Annotated in this window: 21 protein-coding genes and 2 tRNA genes; 15 read left to right on the top strand and 8 right to left on the bottom strand. The window is 36.2% G+C overall.

Annotated elements, in window-relative coordinates:
* The first annotated feature begins 95 nt into the window (after window positions 1-95).
* The 5 genes from AC2A07_RS12720 (at window position 96) to AC2A07_RS12700 (ending at window position 4,461) form a co-directional block, all read left to right on the top strand.
* Window positions 96-458 carry a response regulator transcription factor gene (locus tag AC2A07_RS12720; RefSeq protein WP_484050728.1) on the top strand — a complete coding sequence of 121 codons (363 nt, stop codon included), beginning with the start codon at window positions 96-98 and terminating at the stop codon, window positions 456-458.
* Window positions 459-555: 97 nt separating this feature from the next.
* A complete protein-coding gene (locus AC2A07_RS12715; RefSeq protein ID WP_484050727.1) occupies window positions 556-1,350 on the top strand; it encodes an alpha/beta fold hydrolase in 795 nt (264 codons plus the stop codon).
* Window positions 1,343-2,452, top strand: coding sequence for a PAS domain-containing sensor histidine kinase (locus AC2A07_RS12710; protein ID WP_484050726.1), 1,110 nt, complete (start codon window positions 1,343-1,345; stop codon window positions 2,450-2,452). The genes AC2A07_RS12715 and AC2A07_RS12710 overlap by 8 nt, the downstream gene beginning before the upstream one ends.
* A gap of 424 nt (window positions 2,453-2,876) precedes the next feature.
* Window positions 2,877-3,422, top strand: a complete 546-nt coding sequence (locus AC2A07_RS12705) for a peptidoglycan-binding protein LysM (protein ID WP_484050725.1) — start codon at window positions 2,877-2,879, stop codon at window positions 3,420-3,422.
* A 322-nt stretch (window positions 3,423-3,744) separates the two neighbouring features.
* Window positions 3,745-4,461: a leucine-rich repeat domain-containing protein gene (locus tag AC2A07_RS12700; RefSeq protein WP_484050724.1), complete on the top strand. Its 717-nt coding sequence runs from the start codon at window positions 3,745-3,747 to the stop codon at window positions 4,459-4,461.
* Between the two features lie 161 nt (window positions 4,462-4,622).
* Here the strand turns inward: AC2A07_RS12700 and AC2A07_RS12695 are convergent, their stop codons facing one another.
* The 6 genes from AC2A07_RS12695 to AC2A07_RS12670 all read right to left on the bottom strand — a co-directional run bounded on the left by AC2A07_RS12695 (window position 4,623) and on the right by AC2A07_RS12670 (window position 9,758).
* On the bottom strand, window positions 4,623-5,453 hold the full coding sequence (locus AC2A07_RS12695; protein ID WP_484050723.1) for a GLPGLI family protein: 831 nt from the start codon (window positions 5,451-5,453) through the stop codon (window positions 4,623-4,625).
* A gap of 84 nt (window positions 5,454-5,537) precedes the next feature.
* The gene (locus AC2A07_RS12690; protein ID WP_484050722.1) at window positions 5,538-5,792 is read right to left on the bottom strand and encodes a hypothetical protein; all 255 of its coding nucleotides are present in this window, start codon (window positions 5,790-5,792) and stop codon (window positions 5,538-5,540) included.
* A gap of 903 nt (window positions 5,793-6,695) precedes the next feature.
* Window positions 6,696-6,769 (bottom strand) — tRNA-Arg (locus AC2A07_RS12685).
* Window positions 6,770-6,800: 31 nt separating this feature from the next.
* A tRNA-Pro gene (locus AC2A07_RS12680) sits at window positions 6,801-6,875 on the bottom strand.
* 238 nt (window positions 6,876-7,113) lie between these two features.
* The gene (locus AC2A07_RS12675; RefSeq protein WP_484050721.1) at window positions 7,114-7,605 is read right to left on the bottom strand and encodes a YcxB family protein; all 492 of its coding nucleotides are present in this window, start codon (window positions 7,603-7,605) and stop codon (window positions 7,114-7,116) included.
* Between the two features lie 5 nt (window positions 7,606-7,610).
* A complete protein-coding gene (locus tag AC2A07_RS12670) occupies window positions 7,611-9,758 on the bottom strand; it encodes an endonuclease MutS2 (protein WP_484050720.1) in 2,148 nt (715 codons plus the stop codon).
* 185 nt (window positions 9,759-9,943) lie between these two features.
* Between AC2A07_RS12670 and AC2A07_RS12665 the strand changes: the two genes are divergently transcribed.
* The 3 genes from AC2A07_RS12665 (at window position 9,944) to AC2A07_RS12655 (ending at window position 11,484) form a co-directional block, all read left to right on the top strand.
* Window positions 9,944-10,453, top strand: coding sequence for a GNAT family N-acetyltransferase (locus AC2A07_RS12665; protein ID WP_484050719.1), 510 nt, complete (start codon window positions 9,944-9,946; stop codon window positions 10,451-10,453).
* Between the two features lie 54 nt (window positions 10,454-10,507).
* Window positions 10,508-10,645, top strand: coding sequence for a hypothetical protein (locus tag AC2A07_RS12660; protein WP_484050718.1), 138 nt, complete (start codon window positions 10,508-10,510; stop codon window positions 10,643-10,645).
* Window positions 10,646-10,842: 197 nt separating this feature from the next.
* Window positions 10,843-11,484, top strand: coding sequence for a uracil-DNA glycosylase (locus AC2A07_RS12655; protein ID WP_484050717.1), 642 nt, complete (start codon window positions 10,843-10,845; stop codon window positions 11,482-11,484).
* Here AC2A07_RS12655 and AC2A07_RS12650 read toward each other — a convergent pair.
* Window positions 11,471-11,962 carry a hypothetical protein gene (locus AC2A07_RS12650; RefSeq protein ID WP_484050716.1) on the bottom strand — a complete coding sequence of 164 codons (492 nt, stop codon included), beginning with the start codon at window positions 11,960-11,962 and terminating at the stop codon, window positions 11,471-11,473. The genes AC2A07_RS12655 and AC2A07_RS12650 overlap by 14 nt on opposite strands.
* Window positions 11,963-11,968: 6 nt before the next feature.
* A complete protein-coding gene (locus AC2A07_RS12645; RefSeq protein WP_314498153.1) occupies window positions 11,969-12,460 on the bottom strand; it encodes a DUF456 family protein in 492 nt (163 codons plus the stop codon).
* Window positions 12,461-12,584: 124 nt separating this feature from the next.
* Between AC2A07_RS12645 and AC2A07_RS12640 the strand changes: the two genes are divergently transcribed.
* The 7 genes from AC2A07_RS12640 (at window position 12,585) to AC2A07_RS12610 (ending at window position 18,757) form a co-directional block, all read left to right on the top strand.
* On the top strand, window positions 12,585-13,847 hold the full coding sequence (locus AC2A07_RS12640) for a mechanosensitive ion channel family protein (protein ID WP_484050715.1): 1,263 nt from the start codon (window positions 12,585-12,587) through the stop codon (window positions 13,845-13,847).
* A 63-nt stretch (window positions 13,848-13,910) separates the two neighbouring features.
* A complete protein-coding gene (locus AC2A07_RS12635; protein ID WP_484050714.1) occupies window positions 13,911-14,846 on the top strand; it encodes a hypothetical protein in 936 nt (311 codons plus the stop codon).
* Entirely contained in the window at window positions 14,843-15,562 is a 720-nt protein-coding gene (locus AC2A07_RS12630) for a pyridoxine 5'-phosphate synthase (RefSeq protein ID WP_484050713.1), read from the top strand. Before AC2A07_RS12635 ends, AC2A07_RS12630 begins: the two co-directional genes overlap by 4 nt.
* Before the next feature lie 65 nt (window positions 15,563-15,627).
* Window positions 15,628-16,416 (top strand): alpha/beta fold hydrolase, encoded by a 789-nt coding sequence (locus tag AC2A07_RS12625; protein ID WP_484050712.1) that lies wholly within the window; start codon window positions 15,628-15,630, stop codon window positions 16,414-16,416.
* A gap of 113 nt (window positions 16,417-16,529) precedes the next feature.
* Complete coding sequence (locus AC2A07_RS12620; protein ID WP_314498143.1) at window positions 16,530-16,724, top strand: microviridin/marinostatin family tricyclic proteinase inhibitor; 195 nt, start codon at window positions 16,530-16,532, stop codon at window positions 16,722-16,724.
* Between the two features lie 76 nt (window positions 16,725-16,800).
* Window positions 16,801-17,760: an MvdC/MvdD family ATP grasp protein gene (locus tag AC2A07_RS12615; RefSeq protein WP_484050711.1), complete on the top strand. Its 960-nt coding sequence runs from the start codon at window positions 16,801-16,803 to the stop codon at window positions 17,758-17,760.
* Window positions 17,750-18,757: an MvdC/MvdD family ATP grasp protein gene (locus AC2A07_RS12610; protein ID WP_484050710.1), complete on the top strand. Its 1,008-nt coding sequence runs from the start codon at window positions 17,750-17,752 to the stop codon at window positions 18,755-18,757. Before AC2A07_RS12615 ends, AC2A07_RS12610 begins: the two co-directional genes overlap by 11 nt.
* The last annotated feature ends 1 nt before the right edge of the window (window position 18,758 follow it).

Below are 18,758 nucleotides of genomic sequence, written 5' to 3'. Positions count from 1 at the left end.
CAGTTCATTTTTTGAAAAAATGAAATTACTGAATGCCTTTAAGCAATACTACAAAATTATAGTTTTATTTGGTTTCATTATTGCTAATAAAGGATATGAGAAAGATTTTTTTGGTCGAAGACGATCAGGCAATTAGAGAAATCCTTGAGATCGTACTCTCGTCGGAAAATTATGAGGTACAATCTTTTTCAACTGCCCGTGCCTTTAAGCAAAGAAATCTAACAGTAAATCCTGATCTCTACTTATTTGATGTTATGCTTCCTGACGGATCTGGAATTGATCTTTGCAGTGAACTTAAAGAGGATTTCAATAACAAAGATGTTCCTGTTATCGTTATGAGCGCCCATGCCCAACTGAAACAATTTAATGAGATCTGTCAGCCTGACGATTTCATCTCAAAACCTTTCGATATTGACCATTTACTTGCTAAGATTCAAGAGATTTTAGTTAAAAATTAAAAATATTTCAAATACAATTAATAGTCATTAATTTATTTACAAAAAATTTATTACATTCCATTTTAAAAATTGATAAATTTGCAAAAACTAGATTTTAATGAATATTCTTAAAAGGAATAATGTTACAATAAATGGAAAGGGTGAAAACGTCATTTTCTTTGCTCATGGTTTCGGCTGTGACCAAAATATGTGGCGTTATGTCTCCCCTGCATTTGAGGATCTTTATACTACTGTTCTTTTCGATCATGTAGGTGCCGGAAATTCAGATCTTTCCTCATATTCCTTTAAAAAGTATAGTCAGCTTGAAGGCTATGCTGAAGATATTGTTGAAATAGCAAAAGAACTAAAAATTTCCAACGCAGTTTTTGTAGGACATTCAGTAAGTTCAATAATGGGACTCATTGCCGCAAAAATGGCCCCGGAACTCTTCACAAAGTTAGTTTTAGTAGCACCTTCACCATCATACATCAATGACGAAAATTATGTAGGAGGTTTCAATAGATCTGAAATTGATGAGCTTCTTGATTCATTAAACGACAACCATTTAGGATGGTCAGCAACGATGGCTCCCGTAATTATGGGCAATCCTGACCGAGAAGAACTTGGAAAAGAATTAACTAACAGCTTCTGTAAAACCGATCCTGATATTGCTAAGCATTTTGCCCGCACTACTTTTTTAACTGATAAACGTGAGATTTTAGGTGAGTTGGATGTTCCTGTTCTTATCCTCCAATGCAGTAATGATGTTATTGCTCCGGTAGAAGTTGGGCATTATATGCATAAGCAAATGAACGGAAGTCAATTGGTCATTATGAATGCAACAGGACATTGCCCTAATCTCAGTGCACCCGAAGAAACCATTGAAGCAATAAGAGTTTTTTTAAATGACTAATAGCCAATCGAATAATTTTTCAGAGGATTTTGACGACTTTTTCGAATCTTCATTATGCGGATTTGTGATCGCTGATGGAAACGGGAAAATCACCAGAATCAATACGTCTGCAGCCCGTTGGCTCAACAAGAGCCCCGATCAGCTTACTGGAAAACGTATTTCTGATTTACTTTCAGTAGGCGGCAGAATATATTTTGAAACCCATCTGTGGCCACTACTTCGCATACAGGGACATTTTGACGAAGTATCAGTTGAACTCACTGATACGGGAAAAGGTAAGGTCCCGGTTTATATCAATGGGTATGAAAGAAGAGACGAAAACAATAAACCCCTTTTTTTACGTTTCACTTTATTTAAGGCAACGGACAGACGTCTGTACGAAGAAAACCTACAGATGGCCAAAAAATTAGCCGAAACAAACTTAAATATTGAACAGCAACAGGCAGTTATTCGTGAGCAGTTTATCGCAGTACTTGGTCATGATCTTCGAAATCCGCTTGGAGGTATTATGAGTGCAGCACAATTGCTGACAAGATCTGAATTAAGCGAACGCGACAAAAAATTAATGAACATAGTACATTCCAGCTCAAAAAGAATGTATGAAATGATTAACAATATTATGGATTTGGCTCGTGGCAGGCTTGGAGGTGGAATTTCAATTAATCCGGTTACCGTTGATTTGGAACAGCTGCTCAATGAAGTAAGCAATGAATTAAAAGTTTCCTGGCCGGAAAGAATTATAGAATCTCATTTTAAAATTAATCATTCAGTAGAATGTGATCCGGGGCGCATTTCACAACTGGTTTCCAATCTTCTCGCTAATGCTATAACTCACGGGTCATCTGATACTCCTATCATTCTGGATGCCGAAGCTAATGATGAATTTTGGGAAATTTCAGTTACGAACAGAGGTCAAAAAATACAGGAAGAAGCCGTAAAAAACCTTTTTAATCCTTTTCACCGCGAAGGCACTGAATCGAATCAAAATGGTCTTGGACTGGGGTTATATATTTCATCAGAAATAGCAAACGCACATCACGGCTTACTATCTGTTACTTCAGACGAAAATAAAACATGTTTTACGTTTCGTGCTCTATTATAAAATTTATATTGAGAGAAATTTTATCAATAAACACAGCAATATTTTTATAAAATCTCATATCTTCTTTCATTCTTTGTAACAGGGTTTGATGAGATTTGGGAAAATAGTACATTTACAGTTAATAAAGTCTCAAAAAACGACTAATAATACTAAAAAGGTCACCAACATATATTCCGAAAAGAAAATCATGTTAAAAAAAGGACTTCTACAAAATTGCAGAAGTCTTTGGTTTATTGAATTGCTATTTTTTATATGCGCCCTCAACACGTAAAAGTGTTGAGGGCCTTTCTATTAACTAATACGTGTAGTTATTTTACTACACGAACTTCCATTTTTCACTACAAAAAAACTTTTATTGCTGCCGTAGATTTGTAGTGTTCAAAAGAGAACAATTAAACAGGAATAAAAATTAAACAATACGATCATGACAAAACAAATAGCAATCGCAGCCTTAACCATCGGAGCCTTCATCTTGGGAACTAACAATGTTCATGCTCAGAATACTACCGCAACCACAACGGTAAACATTACCCTGAACGATGTCATCTCTATTGATGCGGGAAGTACTGCCATTGGTAATACGGTTGACTTTAACTATGCTACTGCAGCGGATTACAACTCTGATCAGACAATTACTAAAGCCAACTCTTTAAAAGTGACTTCAACGAAGAACTTTAATGTAAAAGTAAAGGCAGGCGGTGCGAATTTCATGAACGGAACCAACTTAATCCCTGTTAATGTTCTGACCATCAAGGCCGCTACAGCTGCAGGAACCATGGGAGGAACAAAAAGCGCTGTTGTTTTATCTGCTACTGATCAGACTTTAGTATCAAATGCTCCGCTTGGAAGCGCATTAACTCTTAATCTGGATTACACAATTCCAGCGGCGAAATCATCATCTTCTGACATTTTAGGTAAACCGGCCGGAACTTATACTCAAACAGTAACTTATACTGCAACAGCTTTATAAGTAAATTTTTTCATATTAATATTTTGTGATTTGGTGTTCGAAGGCTTCCTACAGGAGGCCTTTGATTTTGTATGTACTGATACCAATACAGAGAAAATTCAAAATACGGAAATAAGTATCTGTCAGCGATAAGGTAGAATCTGTTTTTTTGGACATTTAAATCTAATGAATACATCACACCAGACATTCAGTAATTTATTAAGCCGTTTTATATCTTTTAAAGTTATCAAGTCTCAAAAAACGATGAGAAAATGATTTGTAAAATTTCGTAAATTTGAATAATACCTGAAATTTCAAGCAATACAATCTAGAATTGATACTTATGAAAATTATATCAACCGTTTTTTTACTCGCTACAGCGATATGTTCCGCTCAAAATTTGAAATTTGAGAATTCAGAACTTGAAAAAATAGTTTTAGCAAAATATCCAGAAATTGACTTAAACAAAAACAATCATATTGAACAAAATGAAGCTGAAAGTCTGCAAAAACTAAGCTTAATGGAAACAAACTTAACAAATGCAAATGATGTACGGTATTTCAAAAACTTGACTTTTTTATCCCTTACAATCAACAATATTAAAGAATTTATAATTAAGGATTTTTTTAAATTAGAAAAATTATATATTGCAAGAAATAAGTTGAATACACTTGAAATTAATAATCTACCCCTATTAAATGAATTCGCTTGTGGTTTAAACCAATTAACAACAGTTAAAATTAAAAACTGTCCTAATATTGTATCTTTAAATATGATGGATAATCAAATAAAAAAAATTGACTTAAGTCAATTTAAAAAATTAAGATATTTGACTATTGATAATAATAAATTAGAAAATCTTGACTTATCTAATAATCTCGACTTGATACAAATTACTATTGACAATAATAACATAAAGACACTTGATATAACGAAAAATCAAAATCTTAAAATGAATATACTATATATTGATAATGATGTCAAGATTATAGGAACACCAGAACAATTATCTGGCTATAAATCAGCAGCAAAAGTTGGACCTCCACCTCCTAGTAAATAAAAACTGAAGGCATTTTCAAAATCCAAATTCCAATTTGAACGGCGTAGATTGAGCATTTGTGAAAGGCTGAACTTTCTGTTCTACTTCTAAAAATTCCGGACTTCTGCAATAAACGAAAAGTTAGTACATAATACTAAGTCTCAAAAAAAACGATAGAATTGTTAATCCTCTAATTCAATAGGATTATATCCTTTTTTTTCTGTTTCTATTATCTTTTGTGTTTTTTGATTATCTGAAAATACAGTCCCTGTTCGTTCTAATTCATACTTACTATTTTCTTTAGCACTTTCTATTGCTTGAGCCAGTTCTTTTTTTGTAACTGATTTAGCATTATGGTATCGTGCCTTATTCATTTTTACCAGTTTTCCTTTCAAATTAGAGCTTGATACTGATTTTACTAATTCAAAATCATAATGTCCTGTTTTATCAATTATTTTTACAATTAAGCCAGGCAACCCGCTAAATTTATAGGGACCATAAGGAAAAGGAATTTCGGTTGAGTACCAGGCAGTCCATTCCCTTCCTTTATAATTAACCTCGGCTTTTTTACAAACAATGGAATTAATTATTTTTGTTTCATCAACAAGTTTCCAATTATCGATTACAGGATTACTATATGATAGTAGAGTCATTCCCGCTGCCTCATAAAATTGTGAACGATCATTTGTTTGTATAATTAAAAATTTAAATTTTGATGATGGTAAGGCCCTCATATCAATATTAAAAGCATCGTTCTTTCTATTGTTAAATTGCGCTGCGAAAATAGAATCAAATTTCAATCTATTCTCACTGATAAAATAAGCACTTTTATCACTTATTTGCAATGAAAAAAGTTCTTTATACACATGATTTTTATCTAAATTGTGAGGTCTGTACTGAAGTAAATAAGTAAACTCACCTCGTAACGAATCGTTTTTAGGTGTTTGAGAAAATGAAACAAAGAAAAGGAATGAAAATATAATTGTTAAGATTTGTGTTTTTACAAAATTCATATGTTTATTTTATAAAATTGAAAAATCGTCCAAATAAATATTTATTTGGACGGTTTTTATTGATAATTAATAAATTTAAGGTCGTTACCAAAGTTGACAGTAATTTTCTTGAATCTGTTCCATCCAGTGTAACCATTGAGATTCAGTCCAATCCTGACATGTATATGCAGATGTACAAGATGCGTGAAAAACACCACATTGTGTTTTCACTTTCTTACTTTTACTAACATTTTTGATAGCATTAATTTTCTTTTCTTTAGAATTTATATTTTCTAAATTTTCTTTAGCACTTGCTAAACCAGCTACACCTAGGGCAATGATAAATAATAGTTTTTTCATGTTATAATATAATTTATAAGTGTTAAACAAAAATAAAATATAAATCAAAAAAGGAAGACGAATAACCAAAAATATATGAACTTAAGAATACTTAAATAAGTTTTGTGCATTATTTTTTTTCCGGATCAAAGCAAATCCAGCGCTTTTATTACATTGTTGGGGCTTTGAAGTTCTAGATGTGCAAGCTGTTTATGATGCAATAAAAGATCTACCGGCAAAGTAAGTCCGAGTTTCAGTTTATACCTTCGGCTCAAAGCGTTTGTGGAGATCATTTTTGTTTTTTTCTGAATGAGCAGAATTACAATGATATTCCTTTAGTACTCGTTTGGTACGATTGAAACGAAGTTAATTATCTTGACCAAATCTAAAAGAGCTATTTTTAGAACATTACTTACTGATATGTCAGATCAGAATGTTAGTAATGAAAAATTTAAAAATAATCCTAATGACATCATCAGGACTCGTACCAGATATCTAACTGCAGAGCAAGTAGATATCTGCAAAATATACTTTCGAAGGAAATTGACTCTATATTGAATTACCAGAAGGAAGAAAAGAAAAACACAGACGGCTTTGATATACACAGAATTAGAGGGAATATTGAAAGATTCTAATTCTATACGATAAATATGTATCAAACATTCGCCCATGCGGATGAACAGTGAAATATCCAATAACTAATTAATATATTTTTAAATGCTTCGTACAGTTAAAGAAATTTTTGAATCTTATAATGTAGAAGTAAAGTTTGTTAGAATTTTTTAAAAGAGTAGGAGCATTTGAATTTTTATAAAATAATCCGAGATTCTTTGATTTCCGTTTGAGATATTGATCCATAAAACATCCACTCAATCTCAAACCACCTAAAAACAAAAAAACCACAATTAAAATTGTGGTTTTATGTGAGCGCGAAAGGATTCGAACCTTTGACCGTCTGCTTAGAAGGCAGATGCTCTATCCAGCTGAGCTACGCACCCATTGGTAATTTTGAGAAAATTACGAAAACAGTCGGGGCGGCAGGATTCGAACCTGCGACCTCCTGGTCCCAAACCAGGCGCGATGACCGGACTACGCTACGCCCCGATTAAAAGGTCATCTTTTACAAGTTTTACCTTGTTTTTTGTGGGTGCAAATATAGGGATTTTTTTGATAAGTCAAAATTAATAATACATTAATTTCAAAAAAAACATTTTCGCCCCCTCTGGTTTTGCCTTTATTGCCCTGTTCGGATTGGGATAAAATGAAGATAACACGACCCAAAATCATTGAAATGATTAAGTGAAAAACGAGCAGTGATTCACAGAAATATCTATTTTTATGATCAGTCTTTCCTGAGATTTGCTTTTACCCCGTTGTTTACGATGATTTGTCGAAACTCTGCAATCTGGTTGCTTGTAAAATTCTTTTTCATCACCATATTCATCGTGAATTTACTCTGATAGATCAAAAACCAGTCTTTAGTCTCTTTAATTTTGTATACTGTGGCCCACGTAAAATCTTCTTCGAAAGTTTCCCCTTTGGTCTGTACTTTTTCATCAAAAAAAATATAGATAATCTCCTCCTGAATTTTTGCGTTCGAATAAAATGAATTTTTCAGCCGAAAGTAAGAACGGATAATTATAAAAATAATGATAACAGGAAACCATAGGGCTGCCGATCTCAAAATTTCCCTCCTGTCATTTTCCGCATTATAAAAATTCATAACAAAAAGCAGGATGATGAGCAGGGAAAAAAGAATGATGCGGGGCAAAGAACTTTTTATATTGAAGTTTACAAAATCCTTCAATGTGATGTGGGTTTTTACCGTTATCATCTTCACTAAATTCTTTCCAGCTCCTCAGCACTGATCACCGTCTTGAAACTTCCGTAATTGACCGTCACCTTGTTTTTAGAAATCGTTTCTATGGTTCCGACGCTGGTGCTTCCGGTAATTCTTACCCGCTGACCGATTTTCATCCATACCGCACGGTCCGTTTTACGCTTTTCTTCGATCTTATCGTTGGTCTCACTTATTTTTTCGATAACATCCTCTTTTTTCAGCTGCTGCGTGATCTTTCTTTTCACGACCTGAAGGCGTTTCGTTTCATCCTTATTCGCTCCGATTTTTCTGAATTTTTCCTGTTCCAGGATTTTTACGAAATCTTTGACAACGTCTTTTCTGGATTTTCCTTTGATGTAGCTGTCGATGAAAGATTCGATCTTATTTCCGAACTGAAGCTTGCGGTGCTCATCTTCATACAGTTTCTGGAAGTTGAAAAGCTTTTGCTGCAGCTGCTCATTCAGTTTCTGAAGATTATCCCGTTTGTCCTCCACAGAACCTTTTCTTTCTGCAAGATCGGTTTTCAGTTTTTCAACCTCAAATTTTTCCTGCTGAAGTTTCACGATGGTTTTATCTAAATTCACAATATCATGCTCTACTTTTTTCTTTGCGGAGTGAATGATAAACCTCGGTATCTTGTTCTTTTCCGCTACTTCAAAGGTGAATGAGCTCCCGGCCTGTCCGACTTCCAGTTTATACATCGGTTCCAGGGTTTCTTCATCAAAAAGCATCGCTGCATTTTCAGCATTTGGCAGTCCCTCAATCACAAGTTTGATGTTGGTGTAATGCGTTGTAATGATCGCAAAACTTTTTTTATCGTAGAAGAACTCCAGGAAACTTTCTGCGAGTGCACCTCCCAGTTCAGGGTCTGAACCCGTTCCGAACTCGTCAATGAGTAAAAGCGTATCGGGATTCGATTCGCGGATGATTCCGCCCATTTTCTTGAGTCGTGAAGAATAGGTAGAAAGATGATTTTCAATTGACTGATTATCCCCGATATCCGTCATGATCTTTTCAAAGAAAAACATTTCCGATTTAGGATGAACCGGAACCAGAATTCCGCTCTGGATCATCAGCTGAAGCAGTCCGACTGTTTTTAACGTAATCGATTTTCCACCCGCATTCGGTCCGGAGATACAGATGATCCTGTTGTGCTCTGTCAGGCTTAGTGACTGTGGGAAGATGGTTTTGTTTTCAGCTTTGTTTCTGAGCCATAGCAGCGGATGGTAGGCGTCTTTCAGCCTCAGGGTCTTATGTCGGTTGATCTTAGGCAGGATCCCATTGACAAGTTCACCAAACTTCGCTTTCGCCCTTGTAAGGTCGAGGTCAAAAATATACACCTGGTACCTCCACAGCTGCGGCTGAAAAACAGAAAGTTCAGCAGTCAGCTGTCTCAGGATTTTATCAATTTCTTTCTTTTCCTCTTCCTGATCCTCGCGGAGTTTGAAATAATGCTTAACAACACTGTCGGGCTGGATAAAAGTAATAGAGCCGGTTTTCGAAAGTCCTAACACTCTTCCCGGGACTCTTTTTTTATATGCAGATTTCACAGCCAGAACCCTTTGGTCTTCGATAATGCTTTCCCGGATATCATCCAGGAAATCACTTTGGCTGTAATTGAACAGTACGCGGTTAAAATTTTCCTGAATGGCTTTTTTAGCCACCTGGATTTCAGCCCGTAACGTTTTCAGAATCGGGGATGCTTCACTTTTTACTTCTCCGAAACGGTTGAACACTTTATCAACCTTGTCAATGATTTCTTTTTTGAATTCCAGGACCGAAGCTTCCTGCATCAGGTTCGGAAAGGTATCCGGCATGGTCGGGAAAAACTTCTGCAGTTTTCCGATCTGCTCGGTTATTGTTTTTATCTTGATGAAAGCACTGTTTTCAAGGCGGTAATTTTCGATCAGCATCAGTTTCAGTTCGCTTTCGATATCTTCATATTCATCGAAAGGAATTGCATTTGAACTTTCAAAACTCGAGAGGTATTCTGAAGTTTTTTTCAGCGACAATTCTGCCTCATCGATCTTCATCGGACGGAGCTCAAGAATTTTCTCCCTCGTTTTAGGAGAATAGGCAAAAGGGGCAATTTCCGAAAGCAATGCCGGAAATTCCAATTCGTTTAAATCTGCTTTGTTTATATACACAGTGCAAAGATAATTAATTTGGAAATGAATTAATTTGAGAATTAAAAAATGTTATTTTTATTCAGAGCATAAAACAGACCGGATAAGCAATGAAATTAAATGGCAAAGTCCGGTTATGAATTAAGAAACCTAAAACTGAAAAGGTCTTATCTATCGGGAGATTTTTTTATGATTATATTTGGATAATGAAACTGGAAACCGAAAGATTGCATTTAAAACCTATTAATGAGAGTCACATTGATGATATTTTAAAAATCCGTAGCAACGCAGTCATCAACAGGTTTGTACAAAGAATTCCTCCCAAAACCAATTATGATGCGCTGGATTTTATTATGACCATCAAAAAGAGGACAGAAAAAAGAGAAACTGTTTTTTTTGGCATTACCTCTAAAGATCATTCCCGCCTGATCGGAACCATTTGCCTCTGGAAGTTTTCCGATGACAGAAAAGAAGCAGAAATAGGTTATGAACTGCTGCCTGAATTTCACCGGGAAGGATTGATGTCAGAAGCTTTGAAGGCAGTTACAGCGTATGGTTTTAAGGAATTAAATTTAAAGGAGATATTCGCTTTTACCCATAAATCTAATGAAAATTCAAAAGGACTTCTTTTAAAAAATAATTTTGTTGTGAAGGAGGGCAGGAGTGATCAGGGATTTCCGGACAATATTATTTTTAGTCTGAAGAAAGAATCTTAATTTTGTTCGTCAGGGAAATTCGATATTCAATTTTTGAAATTATTACAGTAAAAAATGAAAAAAATAATCATTAACCGTTCTTCAGAATTTTCAAACTGTTGGAGAACAATAGGAATCTATCTGAATGAGAAAAAGACAGAAGATCTTCATGAAGGTAAATCTAAAGAATTTGAAATTGAGGAAGGACAATAGACAATACGGGTTAAGAGCTGAAATTGACTGGTGCCGTTCCAATCCTGCTGATTTAAAAATCAAAATAAAATTCTGCAGTTTAATCTGAATGTAAAAAATCCCTTTTTTGGCATTATTTTATCTGACATTTGGAAAAGACCGATATTTAGAATTCAAAGCAATTCATTAAGCCTGTATAAAATTATTAAATCAAATTTATGACCTGGACCGATATTTTAGCCCCGATAAAAACGACCCCTTACTTTACCCAGCTCTGGGAAAAAGTAAAACAGGAATACGCCTCAACAAAAGTTTTCCCTCCAAAGAATCAGATTTTCCGTGCACTGGAAATCACGCCTTTCGATGAGGTGGAAGTGGTGATCATCGGACAGGACCCGTATCATAATGATTTTCAGGCCAACGGTCTTTGTTTTTCTGTTTCTGAACAGGTGACGGCACCGCCGTCGCTTAAAAATATTTTTATCGAACTTAAAAATGACCTCGGTATCGAAAGAACTTCAAAAGAACTGGATGATTGGGGAAAGCAGGGGGTCTTAATGCTTAATGCAACGCTGACCGTCCGTGCGCACGCTCCCAACTCGCATAAAGATTTGGGTTGGGAAAAGTTTACCGATTTTATTATTAAAGAAATTTCAAATAAGAAAGAAAATGTGGTTTTTGTGCTGTGGGGCGCTTTTGCACAGAAAAAAGTCGAATTGATCAATCCGGCAAAGCATTTTATATTAAAATCAGCCCATCCATCCCCTTTCTCTGTTCATAAAGGGTTTTTCGGTAGCAGGCCATTCTCAAAAATCAATGAATATTTAGTTTCAAAAGGAAAGAAAGCTATCGGGTGGTAGATGAATTTACTCCGTTTCTGCTGATAATAATTCCGATCCGGTATTTTCCTGCCAGTGTTTTGGCACCCTCCCCGGAAGCAGGAGCAGGAGTTACTTCTACGAGTGAAATGGTATAACCGTTGAACACTGTGGATGTATGGTAGTTTCTGCCGGCATTTTCCGTCGTTGCCAGAGGAATCGTCATCGGTCGGGTTGCGATGCCCATCAGTTCGATATTGGCAACCGCAGCACCCTGCCATACACAGGTAACTCCTTCAGGACAGCGGCTGTCTTCAGCAATATTCTTAAATGTAACATTCATTTCGTATTCTTTCAGGAATTTGTTTTCTCCCTGGTTGAAATAGATGATCTTCCCTTCCAAATTCTTACCTACTTTATCTTTAGTAACCATTTTTTCAGGATTTTTTGTTTCCTTTTGCGCATTGCAGTTTGTTAAAAACAACAGGGCAAAACTTGAAATTATAATTTTGCAGAACATATTTTTTTATATAAAATTAATCATATCTAAAATTACAACAAATAACATGGCCAGACCTACGACAAGGCTGAAACCTGTACCGTAAATAAATCCGATGAAGGCGCCTTTTGTCGAGCGGAGCGCTTTTTTCATGTCTTTACTGTCATGAAGCAATTCTCCGATAAAAACCCCTGCAAACATTCCAACCAGAAAACCTAAAGGAATAGGCAGGAAAACCCCTACAATTGTTCCGATTACCGATCCGATACTTCCCCAGCTTGTCCCCCCGTATTTACGGTTGGTTTTTGCGGGGATCACATAATTTAAAACCGCCGACGCCAGTGTCAGAATTACAAAAGCCCAGATATAAATCATCGGCATGTCAGAATCTGTACCGTATTTATAAATAAGTAAGCCCCCTAAACTTAAAACAAGTCCCGGCAGTACAGGGAGAAATGTTCCTAAAATTCCTAAAACCAATAGGATGATGGAAATGATGCTGATTAAAGTGGTGTCCATTTTTTTTGAATACAATACAGGTTAAGAAAAATATGCTTTTTAAATATCAGATTTGGGATGATAATTGCTGATAATTTTAGAATCATAAACCAAAATCATTCCTAAATTCCATAAATTTGCTTCAATGAAAGACGAAATAAAAGATACTAAAGATTTTTTGCAGGATATAAGCGATCAGATTCATTATTTTGTGAGAGATCATGTTCCGTCAGATCTCGTGCTTCCGTGCCAGATCGTTCTTAAGTTCATCTTCCTCGCAGGTCTTATTTATACCTTGGATATCGTTTTAAAGATTCTTGTTAATTTTATATTCAAAAGGTTTTTTGATAAGGAAAAATATCCGGTTTTCAAATCGATTTATCAGTCAAGGATAACCAATTCGATTGTACATCTCTGGGCTTTGTCGTTTGCCGGTTCAGCTCTTTTATCTGTTTTCTACAGGCATCCCAAAAGCTTTACTTTACTGGAAATCATAGTGAATATTTCCATTATTTTTGTAATCGCCGGAATGTTGTTCAGAGCAATAAATACGTTCAGGAACTATTTTATTATCAAACAGGATTTTTATAAAATAATGGCGCTGAATGCTATTGCGGAAACCGTGAAAATCTTTGGAATATTTATTCTGACCGTGATTGGCATCTGCACGGTATTCGGCATCAAGGGAGGCACCATTTTAGGCAGTCTGGGTGCTATTACGGCAGTTCTCGTTCTTGTTTTCAGGGATACGATTCTCGGTTTTGTGACAGGTCTTCACGTGGCAACTTCTAAAAGTCTGAAAGTCGGCGACTGGATCGGAATACCAAAATACAGTATCGAAGGAAATATTCTGGAGATCAATCTGCTGACCACTAAAATTTCCAATTTTGATAAAACGATATCTTCCATACCGACTTATGATTTACTGACCACCGAGATCAGGAATCTTCAGGTCATGTCAGAGTCCAATACCCGTCGAATTAAAAAATCGGTATTCTTTAATATCAATTCTTTTAAATTTTTAAATGATGAAGAGATTGAAAGGTTGAAAGATATCAATCTCATCGCTGATTACCTGATCGAAAAAACTTCGGAGATCAATCTTGAAAAAGAAACTATTCAACATAAAGATAAGATCATCAACGGAAGACAGCTGACCAATATCGGAGTGTTCAGGTACTATGCCCAGAAATACCTTGAAAATGACCCCGATATTGATAAGGAAAGTCCGATCATGGTCCGGCAGCTTGAGATTACCACGCAGGGTCTCCCCATGGAAGTATACTGTTTCGCCAACGACTCAAAATGGCAGAAATTTGAACAGATCCAGGCTGATATTTTTGATCACCTTTTGGTGGCGTCGAAAGAATTTGACCTGCAGATCATGCAGATCGGCCTTCCGAAATAACGCAGTCACTGATCTCTAAAATTAAACTTTTTGTTCCCAATCACTTTTTTAAATAAAGTTGAAATGATCAATTGTCTGATGGTACTGATCTCACTGGCAGCAGCCTGTTTTTTGCTTTTTGAGACCTTTTTGTTTTCTTATGCAGTACTGGGACCATTACATTATCTTACCGAATTACAGTGGCTGAATAAGAAAGATTTTTTTATTCAGAAAAAAAGGATCTTACCATTTGTTATTCTTTTTACAGGAATTACAATCCTTTTGTTTCTGAATGGTTATCTGTTTTACCTTCATATAACAGCATTGGTTGCAGGACTGATTTTATCCTTACTCTTTGCGCTCTGTTTCAGTTATATTGTCTTGTCAGACTCCAAACGGGCAGGAATATTCCTGTTGGCGTTTGTCATGCTCCCGGGAATACTGTATTTTGTGAAACCGGATTTGATTATCATGTTAGGACTGTTCCTGCCGACCATCATCCATGTTTATGTATTTACGCTTTTTTTCATGATTGCCGGATATTTGAAATCGCCCCATCCGTTAGGCCTCACAGGTATACTGATGTTAATAGCCGTTCCTTTGCTGATTTATTTTCTTCCTTTGGAACAGGTTTCCGCATCGGGTATTCATTCGCAGAACATCTACAACTCTACAGGTTTTAAAATCATCAGTGAATGGCTAGTCTTCATGTTTGGGAATACCGCTGGAATAGGTACGGAAATTATCATCAAAGCACAGATTTTCATTGCCTTTGCCTATACTTATCACTATCTGAACTGGTTTTCAAAAACTTCAGTGATAGGATGGGCTAAAACTTTACATCCTAAAAAAATGATAATGGTTTCAGGAATTTGGATTTTATCAATAGCTTTGTACCTTTATAATTATCAAACCGGTTTGATGGTTTTATTTATCCTGAGTATGATCCATGTGCTGGCAGAATTTCCACTCAATGTGTTATCCATCAGAACGGTATTTCAAAAATTTATCAGTAAATGACAAAACTAAGCGTAAACATTAATAAAATTGCAACGATAAGAAATGCAAGAGGCGGTGAAACGCCAAGTGTTACCGAAGCTGCAGTTAAAATTCAGGAATTCGGTGCCCATGGGATTACCATTCATCCCAGACCGGATGAAAGACATATCACCCGAAAAGATGTGTATGACCTGAAACCACTGGTAACGACTGAGTTTAATATCGAAGGAAATCCGCACAGGGATTTTATTGATATGGTGGTAAAGGTAAAACCTGAACAGGTAACTTTGGTTCCTGATGCAGATGATGCGATCACTTCGAATGCAGGGTGGGATACCAGAAAACACCTTGATTTTCTGAAGGAGATTATTGCGGAATTCAAAAATGCAGGAATCAGAACATCTGTTTTCCTTGACCCGGATCCGGAATTGGTAGAATACGCAGCAGAATCCGGTGCTGACAGAATCGAACTGTATACCGAAGCGTATGCGAAGGATTACCTGACAAATAAAGAACAGGCCATCAAAGCGTATTACGATACTGCAGTTGTAGCCGGTGATTTTGGTTTGGGAATCAATGCAGGTCATGATCTGAGCCTGGAGAATATAAAATATTTTGCCGATCATATCCCGAATTTGCTGGAGGTTTCTATCGGACATGCACTGGTTTCTGAAGCACTGTATATGGGAATGGAAAACACGGTACAGGCGTATCTGAAAAGACTGGCTAAATGGTAAACTGAAAGCCGGAAGTTTGCAGGCGTATTTTTAAACTTTCATCATCCGGCCCTAAATAAAAATATATGGAAATTTTACATTCAAAAATATTCGGAGAAAACCTTACGTCCACACCCCTGTTAGTATTTCACGGTCTGTTTGGAATGCTTGATAACTGGGGAAGTTTCGGCAAAGAACTGGGGGAATATATACCCGTTCATTTGATCGATCTGAGAAACCATGGCAGAAGTTTTCATTCCGGAGAAATGTCTCATGATGACCTGGCGGACGATATTGCCCATTATATGGATCATCACGGAATTGAAAAAGCACACGTTTTAGGACATTCTTTAGGTGGGAAAGCTGTCATGCAGTTCGCACTCAGCTATCCTGAAAAAGTGGAAAAGCTGATTGTAGTCGATATATCTCCGAAAGCATATCCTCCGCATCATCAGGGAATTATAAAAGCGCTTGAGACCGTAGATTTTGAAACTGTGAAATCAAGAAACGAGGTGGAAGCAGTACTCAGTGATTACATTCCTGAAAAATCAACGATTCAGTTTCTGGCAAAAAACCTTTATTGGGAAGAATCAGGCGATACCAAAAGACTTAACTGGAGGTTTAATTTGAAAACATTATCCGAAAAATACAATCAGTTTGTTTCAAATGCAGTAAAATTTGGCTTTTTCGAAGGTGAAACTTTATTCCTTGCCGGAGAAAAATCAAATTATATTTTACCGCAGGATGCGTTTTCAATTAAGCAGCAGTTTCCAAAGGCTCAGATTGTTACTGTGAAAAATGCAGCGCATTGGGTTCAGGCAGATAATCCTGTAGATTTCAGTGCCGAAGTTAAAAAGTTTCTGCAGATCTCCTGACTTGACTTCTTTTTTTTTTGATAAGTTAAATTTATCATAAAATTGAATATTCTTTCATAACATAATAAATAATTTGTACCTTAGATTTATCAAATCAGTAAAAAAAATGTGTTATGGACAACAAAAAGTTAAAAAAACCATTTTTTGCTTCGTTTTTAGAAAATCAAATGAAAGATTCTAAAGAAGTAAAAGGAGGTACAAGCAGTTTCGGAGCTACGACTCCGTTAAAAGATACGGTTACAAAACCAACGCTTGATACACAGCAGACGATGAAATATCCGTCTGATGGTGATGAGTCAACCGTTTAAAATATAGGTTAGATCATATTAACAATTCATATTGAAGGAAACTTAAGTTCTAAGTTTCCTTTTTTAATACCTCAGAATGATTCTCTGCATTACCCATTCCCGGGATTATTACACGGTTGATTTATTTTTTGAATACCTGAATTCAAAAAAAATTCCCTTTTACAGGCTGGATTCAGATCTGCTGAATCACCGGCAGAAAATCAGTATCAGTCATAACTCGTTTACCATTACCGACGAATCCGGAAACTTTGTTTCATCAGAGCGGATCACCGCGGTATGGCACCGCAAATCATGGCAGGTTACAGTTCCTGACGATCTTGATGAGCAGTATAGAAATATCTTCAATCGTGAATATGACAGCCTCCGCTCAAATATCTATACCATTTTAGAACATCTTCCTTGGATCAATCCTTATGAAAGTGAAAGGAAGGTTGATTTTAATAAAATGTATCAGCTGCAGTCTGCCGAAAAAAACGGTCTGAAGATTCCTGAAACCCTATTTTCAAATGATCAGGAAGAAATTCTAAGATTTATAAAAGAAAAATGCAGTGGAAAATCAATTGCAAAACTTCACGGCGTTATGTCGAGAAATATGAACGGCGAAAATATGGTTTCAACCACGGTTATTGATGACCGTACTATTCAGAATCTATCTGATATCGCTTACTGTCCCATGATTTTTCAGCCTTATATTGAAAAAGAATATGAACTGAGAATCGTGTATATTGACGGAGTGTTCTTTACGGGTAAAATCAACAACAGTGAAAACACAGACTGGCGTGAGGTGAAAGAGGGGTATTTCTGGTCTTCCTATGAGCTTCCGGAAGAAATTAAAAAAAAGCTGACTCTGATGATGAGCCAGATGGGGCTCTGTTTCGGAGCCATTGATATGATTAAAAGCAAAGACAGGGAATATTATTTTCTGGAGGTGAATCCACAGGGAGAATGGGGAATGCTTCAGAAAGAACTGCACTTTCCGATCGCCGAAAGAATCGCCGATTATCTATTAAAAAGAATACAGACCAATGAACAGTAAAATATTAATAATAACACATACAGCAGACAACTTTTCAATCGACAAAGTCACGGAATATATCCACAAAAATGGCTTTGAAGTCATCCGTTTCAATGTCGACCTATATCCATTACAAAATAAGCTGACCACAAGTTTCCAGGATGGAGCATGGGTGAGTTTCCTGGAAAATGAAGAAGGAAAATACCGTCTTGATGATATTTATACCGTCTGGTACAGGCGCGCTTACAACATAGGAAACGGACTGAAAGAAGAACTGGACCAGAAGTTTTTCGGAGCTGCCATGGGAGAAATCAGGAATACACTTTTTGGGTTCCTGGAATCTTTAGACTGCTATTCTCTGGGGAAACCAAGCGTTTACAGACGGCTGGACAGCAAAGAAGAGCAGTTGAAAATCGCTTCAAAAATAGGGTTTAAGATTCCCGAAACCTGTATTACCAACAACGCTGAAGAAGCAAAACAGTTTATTCTCAAAAATAAGAAGGTCATTACAAAAATGCAGACCGGTTTTGCTATTTATGAAGACGGTGTTGAAAATGTGGTGTTTACCAATGAGATTGATGAAAGCAGATTTGATCAGTTGGATGCATTGATCTATTGTCCGATGCAGTTTCAGAAGAAAATTGAAAAGAAAAAAGAGTTGAGGGTAACCGTTGTCGGTGAATCCATTTATACTTTTGAAATTGATTCTCAACAGTCAGACGATGCAAAAGTTGACTGGAGAAAAGACGGCGTTAATTTACTGGATAAATGGGTACAGACTGCACTTCCTGCAGATGTTGAGTCCAAAATCACAAAGCTTCTGGATTTTTATCATGTAGATTACGGTGCTATAGATATCATCGTTTCCCCTGAAGATGAGTATTATTTTATAGAAATTAATGCAGCGGGAGAATTTTTCTGGCTGGATAATCTTACAGAGGATAATGTGATTTCAAAGAACATTGCAGATCTGCTGTGCGGTAAAGTAAAAAGAAGAAATAATACGGTTGTAATCTAAA

Source organism: Chryseobacterium sp. HNCC26DJ238 (genome assembly GCF_057180465.1).
Note: the sequence above shows the minus strand (reverse complement) of the source record. Positions and strands in the feature narration are given on the sequence as shown.

Excerpts from the sequence above, each read along its gene's own strand:
- AC2A07_RS12645 (WP_314498153.1), bottom strand. The coding sequence starts at position 12,460 with ATGGACACCACTTTAATCAGCATCATTTCCATCATCCTATTGGTTTTA.
- AC2A07_RS12650 (WP_484050716.1), bottom strand. The coding sequence starts at position 11,962 with ATGTTCTGCAAAATTATAATTTCAAGTTTTGCCCTGTTGTTTTTAACA.
- AC2A07_RS12690 (WP_484050722.1), bottom strand. The coding sequence starts at position 5,792 with ATGAAAAAACTATTATTTATCATTGCCCTAGGTGTAGCTGGTTTAGCA.
- AC2A07_RS12660 (WP_484050718.1), top strand. The coding sequence starts at position 10,508 with ATGAAAAAAATAATCATTAACCGTTCTTCAGAATTTTCAAACTGTTGG.
- AC2A07_RS12700 (WP_484050724.1), top strand. The coding sequence starts at position 3,745 with ATGAAAATTATATCAACCGTTTTTTTACTCGCTACAGCGATATGTTCC.
- AC2A07_RS12640 (WP_484050715.1), top strand. The coding sequence starts at position 12,585 with ATGAAAGACGAAATAAAAGATACTAAAGATTTTTTGCAGGATATAAGC.
- AC2A07_RS12625 (WP_484050712.1), top strand. The coding sequence starts at position 15,628 with ATGGAAATTTTACATTCAAAAATATTCGGAGAAAACCTTACGTCCACA.
- AC2A07_RS12695 (WP_484050723.1), bottom strand. The coding sequence starts at position 5,453 with ATGAATTTTGTAAAAACACAAATCTTAACAATTATATTTTCATTCCTT.
- AC2A07_RS12630 (WP_484050713.1), top strand. The coding sequence starts at position 14,843 with ATGACAAAACTAAGCGTAAACATTAATAAAATTGCAACGATAAGAAAT.
- AC2A07_RS12705 (WP_484050725.1), top strand. The coding sequence starts at position 2,877 with ATGACAAAACAAATAGCAATCGCAGCCTTAACCATCGGAGCCTTCATC.
- AC2A07_RS12675 (WP_484050721.1), bottom strand. The coding sequence starts at position 7,605 with ATGATAACGGTAAAAACCCACATCACATTGAAGGATTTTGTAAACTTC.
- AC2A07_RS12620 (WP_314498143.1), top strand. The coding sequence starts at position 16,530 with ATGGACAACAAAAAGTTAAAAAAACCATTTTTTGCTTCGTTTTTAGAA.
- AC2A07_RS12615 (WP_484050711.1), top strand. The coding sequence starts at position 16,801 with ATGATTCTCTGCATTACCCATTCCCGGGATTATTACACGGTTGATTTA.
- AC2A07_RS12710 (WP_484050726.1), top strand. The coding sequence starts at position 1,343 with ATGACTAATAGCCAATCGAATAATTTTTCAGAGGATTTTGACGACTTT.
- AC2A07_RS12665 (WP_484050719.1), top strand. The coding sequence starts at position 9,944 with ATGAAACTGGAAACCGAAAGATTGCATTTAAAACCTATTAATGAGAGT.
- AC2A07_RS12715 (WP_484050727.1), top strand. The coding sequence starts at position 556 with ATGAATATTCTTAAAAGGAATAATGTTACAATAAATGGAAAGGGTGAA.
- AC2A07_RS12720 (WP_484050728.1), top strand. The coding sequence starts at position 96 with ATGAGAAAGATTTTTTTGGTCGAAGACGATCAGGCAATTAGAGAAATC.
- AC2A07_RS12655 (WP_484050717.1), top strand. The coding sequence starts at position 10,843 with ATGACCTGGACCGATATTTTAGCCCCGATAAAAACGACCCCTTACTTT.
- AC2A07_RS12635 (WP_484050714.1), top strand. The coding sequence starts at position 13,911 with ATGATCAATTGTCTGATGGTACTGATCTCACTGGCAGCAGCCTGTTTT.
- AC2A07_RS12610 (WP_484050710.1), top strand. The coding sequence starts at position 17,750 with ATGAACAGTAAAATATTAATAATAACACATACAGCAGACAACTTTTCA.